General features: G+C 74.4%; 4 protein-coding genes and 1 pseudogene. 1 reads left to right on the top strand and 4 read right to left on the bottom strand.

Features of this window, described 5'->3' with window-relative positions:
- Positions 1-109: 109 nt before the first annotated feature.
- The 4 genes from AB0K37_RS17005 to AB0K37_RS16990 are packed head-to-tail and all read right to left on the bottom strand — an operon-like array spanning position 110 to position 4352.
- Entirely contained in the window at positions 110-823 is a 714-nt protein-coding gene (locus AB0K37_RS17005) for an iron-containing redox enzyme family protein (protein ID WP_363981406.1), read from the bottom strand.
- A 23-nt stretch (positions 824-846) separates the two neighbouring features.
- A complete protein-coding gene (locus AB0K37_RS17000) occupies positions 847-2283 on the bottom strand; it encodes an aldehyde dehydrogenase family protein (RefSeq protein WP_363981403.1) in 1437 nt (478 codons plus the stop codon).
- Complete coding sequence (locus AB0K37_RS16995; protein WP_363981400.1) at positions 2276-2743, bottom strand: RidA family protein; 468 nt, start codon at positions 2741-2743, stop codon at positions 2276-2278. The genes AB0K37_RS17000 and AB0K37_RS16995 overlap by 8 nt, the downstream gene beginning before the upstream one ends.
- Positions 2736-4352, bottom strand: a complete 1617-nt coding sequence (locus tag AB0K37_RS16990) for a gamma-glutamyltransferase (RefSeq protein ID WP_363981397.1) — start codon at positions 4350-4352, stop codon at positions 2736-2738. The genes AB0K37_RS16995 and AB0K37_RS16990 overlap by 8 nt, the downstream gene beginning before the upstream one ends.
- A 255-nt stretch (positions 4353-4607) precedes the next feature.
- Between AB0K37_RS16990 and AB0K37_RS16985 the strand changes: the two are divergent.
- Positions 4608-5354: pseudogene (locus AB0K37_RS16985) on the top strand (hypothetical protein); the annotation flags it as partial.

The following is a 5354-nucleotide window of genomic DNA, read 5'->3' as shown; positions in this document are numbered from 1 at the left end:
GCGGGGCCCCCCCCCCCCCCCCCCCCGGGCTCCGCCCCCCGGCGCGCCCCCCGGGGGGGGGGGGGGGGGGGGGGGGGGCCCCCCCCCCCCCCGCCGGACCGGATTCGGATCAGGCGCCGACCAGGTCGGGCTTGACGTAGGTGTCGTAGAGGCCCTGCGTGTAGGAGAACCGCATCTCCGCGCCCCAGCGGCACAGCCGCAGGCAGCGCTGCTGGAGCTCCGGCGTGTCCGCGTGGTCGAGGACGATCTGGTAGCCGCGCTCCCCGTGCACCACGTCGGAGGTGATGTGCAGGTCGAAGAACTCGATCTCGTCCTCGGTGAACCCGTACACCTCGCGCAGCGGCACGATCTGCTTCTTGTAGATGCTCGGCACCTGCGACTCCAGGCCGACCACGAGGGCGGCGGTGGCGACCACGAAGTGCTCGCGCATCGCGACGGCGTAGCACCACGCCTGGAGGCCGCGGGTGATGGCGTTCATGTTGGACGGGTCCTCGACGCGCTCGCGGGTCGTGCCGCACGCCTCGGCGAACCGGATGAGGAGGTCGGTGTGCCGGATGTCGGCGAGCTCCTCCTCGTACATGTTCTGGAGCGTGAAGTCCTTGGCGCCGGTGAACTCGTCGGGCGTGTTGGCGTAGACGTAGGCGAGGTAGTCGGCGAACGGGCCCACGTAGTGGTAGTGGTTCTCCGCCCAGCGGGCGAAGTGCTCGCGCTTCAGCTCGCCGTCCGCCCACGCCTTGCTGAACGAGGCGTTCTTGGCCTCACGGCCCTTGATCGCGTTCTGCAGCTCGGCGCGGAACGCGTCCTTCGACAGCAGCTCTGCCATTTCCTGATCCCTTCTCGGGTTTCTTACCGGGGTGAGATGTAGACGCTTTTCTCTTGCGTGTAGAAGAGCATCATCGAAGGTCCGGCCTGCTCTTTGAACGTCTGCGTGCTGGATTCCTTGAGCCCGCCGAACGGGACCGTCATCGCCATTCCCGAGGTCGGCTGGTTCACCTTCACCAGGCCGCTTTCGGAGCGCCGGGCGAACTCCAGCGCCCGGCCGGTGTCGCGGGTGACGATCCCGGCCGACAGCCCGTAGTCGGTGCCGTTGGCCAGCGCGACGGCCTCGTCGAGGCCGGACGCCCGCAGGAAGGCCAGCACCGGCCCGAAGATCTCCTCGCGGGCGATCCGCATCTCCGGCGCCGCCTCGCCGAAGACGGCCGGCCGCACGAAGTACCCGTCGCCGGGGAGGCGCCGCCCGCCGGTGACGAGCTCGGCTCCCTCCTCCTCGCCGATCCGCACGTAGTCGAGGAACTTCTCCAGCTGGAAGTCCGCGGCGAGGGGCCCGAGGTCGACGCCGTCGCCCAGCCCGTTCCCGACGGTCAGCGCCTCGGCGGCCCGCGCCACGCGTTCGAGCAGTTCGTCGTGGACGGCGTTGTCCGCGATGACCCGGCTCGTCCCGGTGCACGCCTGCCCGGACAGCCCGAACGCGCCCTTGACGATGATCTGCGTGGCGCGTTCCAGGTCGGCGTCGTCCAGGACGACCACCGGGTTCTTGCCGCCCATCTCCAGCTGCGCGCGGCGCGACGGCCCGACCGCCGCGTGGACGGCGCGGCCGGCCCGGGTGGAGCCGGTGAACGTCACGGCCCCGACCCGCTCGTCCGCCGCCAGCGCGGCCCCGGGCCCGGCGCCGCCGTGCACCAGCGCGATCGCGCGCGGCGGCAGCCCGCCGGCCAGCAGCGCCTCCACCAGGCGCTGCGCCAGCAGGGGCGTCACCGGGCTCGGTTTGAACACCACCGCGTTGCCGGCCGCCAGCGCGGGCCCGATCTTGCGGGACGGGATGTTCAGCGGGAAGTTCCAGGGCGTGATCGCGCCCACGACGCCGACGGGCTCGCGCCGCGTGTAGACGAGCCCGCCGTCGGGCGCCGGGTGGCTCTGGCCGGTGACGCGGTGGGCCTCCCCCGCGTAGAAGCGCAGGTTCCGGGGCGTGCGGGAGACCTCCATGGCCGCCTCGGCGCGCGTCTTGCCCTCTTCCCGCACCAGTTCGACGACGAGTTCGTCCGCCCGCTCCTCCAGCCACCGCGCCGCCGCCTCCAGCACGTCGGCGCGCTCGTCCGCGGATGCCGCGGCCCATTCCGCGGCGCCCTCGACGGCCCCGCCGACGGCGGCTTCCACATCGGCGGCCGACGAGTCGGGGAATTCTCCGACGATCTCGCCGAGTTCCGCCGGATTCCTCCGCTGGAACGTCATGCCGTCCTTGGCCGGGCGCCATTCGCCCCCGACGAGGTTCAGCCCCTCATGCATGCTCGCTCGTCTCCATTTCCGGGTCACCGGCGATCGCGGTGAGTTCGACTTCGACGGGGGCGCCGCCGGGGAGGGCGCGGACGCCGACGGCGCTGCGGGCGGGGCGCCCGAGCCCCGGCGCCAGAGCGTCCAGGGCGGCCGAGGCGCCGTCCGCGACCGCCGAAAGGTCGGTGAACCCGTCGGCGCAGGCGACGTAGACCGTCATCCGGACCCACCGCCGGACGCGGCCGGGGTCTCCGTCCGCGACCGCGGCGGCGGCGTTGCGGGCGGCCAGGGCGGCGGCCTCGCGCGCGGCGGGGACGTCCAGGTCGCGGCCCACGAGTCCGGTGGCGGTCAGGCGGCCGTCCCGGCGCGGCGTCATCCCGGCGCTCGCGACCAGGAGGTCGCCCGCGCGGATCGGCTCGGCGACGGCCGGGACGTAGTCGCCCTGGGGGCGGGGCGTGGCGGGAAGCTCAGACACCGAGGGCCACCCCGTCCTGGCGGGGGTCGGACGCGCCGAGGAACGCGCCGTCCGCGACGGAGACGATCTGGGCGCTGCCGCCCGCGTCCCAGGGGTCCTGGACGGCGACGTCGTGCCCGGCCGCGCGGAGCGCCTCGATCCGGCCGGCCCCGAGGCGGGACTCGACGCGCAGTTCGGGCGGACGGCCGAGGACGTCGGCGTCGCTGCCCGGGTGGACGGTGAAGCGCGGCGCCGCGACGGCGGTCGCGGGGTCGTGGCCGTGGTCGAGCAGGTGGGACAGCAGCTGGGCGTTCCACTGGACCTGGCCGTCCCCGCCGGGGGTGTTGCCCGCGTGCAGGAGGCGGCCGGAGGCGCCGGTGACGAGCCAGGCGTTCAGCGTGTGCAGCGGGCGGCGGCGCGGGCGGACCTCGTTCGGGTGCCCGTCGATGAGGTACGCGCCGCGGCCGAGGCGGTTGTTGAGGACGATGCCCGTGCTCGGGACGGTGATCCGGGCGCCGAAGGTGAAGGCGAGCGAGTGGATGAGGCTGACCGCGCGCCCTTCCGCGTCCACGGCGACCATGGAGGTCGTGTCGCCGCCCGCGGGGACCGGCGACGGGAGGCCGGCCGGGAGGTCGCCCGCGTCGAGGCGGGCGCGGGCGGCCTCCAGCGCGGGCGGCGCGAGCAGTCCGCGCCAGTGGTCGCCGCCGTCGCCGCACCCCGCGAACCGGTCGGCGAACGCGATGCGGGCGGCCGACGCCATCCGGTGGACCGCCTCGGCCGACAGCCACGGAAGGCCGGACAGGACGCCGTCGCAGAGGCCCGCCTGCTGCGCCACCATCCAGCCGGGCGTGGGCGGCGGGGTCAGGTGGACTGTCGTCCCCTGGTATTCGCAGGTCAGCGCCGCTTCGGGGACGGAGCGGCCGCCCGCCGTCCATTCGTAGCCGGAGAACGGCGCCCCGGCGTCGACCAGGGCGTCCACCGAGCGTTCGGCGAGGGCGCCCGAGTAGAGGTCGGCGGGGTCGTCCGCCAGCCTGCGGAGGGAGGCGCCGAGGTCGCGCTGGACGATCGGCGCGCCGGCGGCGGGCACGCGGCCGCCGGGAAGGAAGACCTCGGCCGTGCCGGGGTCGCGGGCCAGCGCGTCGCGGCGCTCGACGATGTCGGCGCGGGTCTTGCGGGTGCAGGGCAGGCCGTCCTCGGCGGCGGCGATCGCGGGCGCCCACAGCTCGGGCAGCCCGCGGGAGGCCGAGTCGGCGTGCAGGGCGGCGAGCGCGGCGACCGCGCCGGGGGTCGCGACGGCGAGGGCGCCCTCCAGCGGGACGGCGGCGAGGCCGCGGTCGCGGTAGAAGGCGGGCTCGCCGCCGTCCGGGCCGAAGCCGCTGCCGCCGAACGCGGCGACGGAGCCGTCCGGGCGGCGCAGCAGGGCGAAGGCGTCGCCTCCGACCCCGCACTGGCCGGGCAGCGCGAGCCAGGACAGGGCGGCCATCGCGAGCGCGGCGTCCACCGCGTTCCCGCCGCCCGCGAGGACCCGCGCGCCGAGCAGGCTCACCGCCGGATGGCTGGAGGCGACCATGCCGCCGGACGCGACGGACGGGCCGCGGTCCGGGAGGCCGAAGGGGCTGCGCTCTGACATGCCGCCAGTGTCGGCGGCCCCTGATCAGCGCCGATACGGACCGATCGCCGAAGATCCGGCACGTTCCTTGGGCACCGTGCACACCGGCCCCGGGCACCGCTGCTTCGCTCGCCGGACGCCCGACATGGTGCACAAAATGACCAAGCGCGTAGTGTGCACGTTCCTCATTGTTCACCTCGGACCGATCGAGCAGATTCTCTGCAATCGTTGCGCCCGTCGGCCTCGCAGAGGGCGCGTACAGGGAGGGGGCGTCCTTTGGAAGCCGCTCACTGGATCTATCTGTCCGGAATCGTCATCATCATCGCCGTCATGATCGCCCGCAAGAACGTCGTCATCCCCGCGGTGGCCGCGACGTTCCTCACCGCCTGGGTGTTCACCGGCAGCTTCGTCACGGGACTGGAGTCGATCTTCAACGCCAGCCTCACCGCGGCGTCCGAGCTGTTCAGCATCTTCCTCATCATCGCGCTGGTCACCGCGCTGCTCGGGTCGCTGCGCGCGCTCGGCGCCGACCGCCGCATGGTGGAGCCGTTCCGCGTCGTCATGCGGTCCGGCCACTCCGCCTTCTGGGTGCTCGCCGCCGTCACCTACGTGATCAGCCTGTTCTTCTGGCCGACCCCGGCGGTGCCGCTGATGGGCGCCATCCTGCTGCCCGCCGCGATCGCCGCGGGGCTCCCGCCGATCAGCGCGGGGGTCGCGATCGCGATCGCCGGGCAGGGCATGGCGCTGTCCAGCGACTACGTCATCCAGGTCGCCCCGGGCCTGTCGGCGAAGGCCGCCGGGGTGGAGACCGGCGCGGTCGCCGACCGCGCCATGGTGCTGTCCCTGATCACCGGTCTGGTCGCGCTCGGCATCGGCTACCTGATGACGCGCTCGGAGTTCCGCAGGCCCGACGCAGCGCTGCTCGAACGCTGGGAGGCCGGGGAGCCGGAGATGGAGGCGCCGGCGCCGCGGTTGCATGGGGGAGCGGATCCTTCGCTTCGGGTGACGAACCGGACGGGGCCG

The sequence above is a fragment of the Actinomadura sp. NPDC049753 genome (assembly GCF_040674655.1).
GTDB classification, from domain to species: Bacteria; Actinomycetota; Actinomycetes; order Streptosporangiales; family Streptosporangiaceae; genus Spirillospora; species Spirillospora verrucosospora.
Note: the sequence above shows the minus strand (reverse complement) of the source record. Positions and strands in the feature narration are given on the sequence as shown.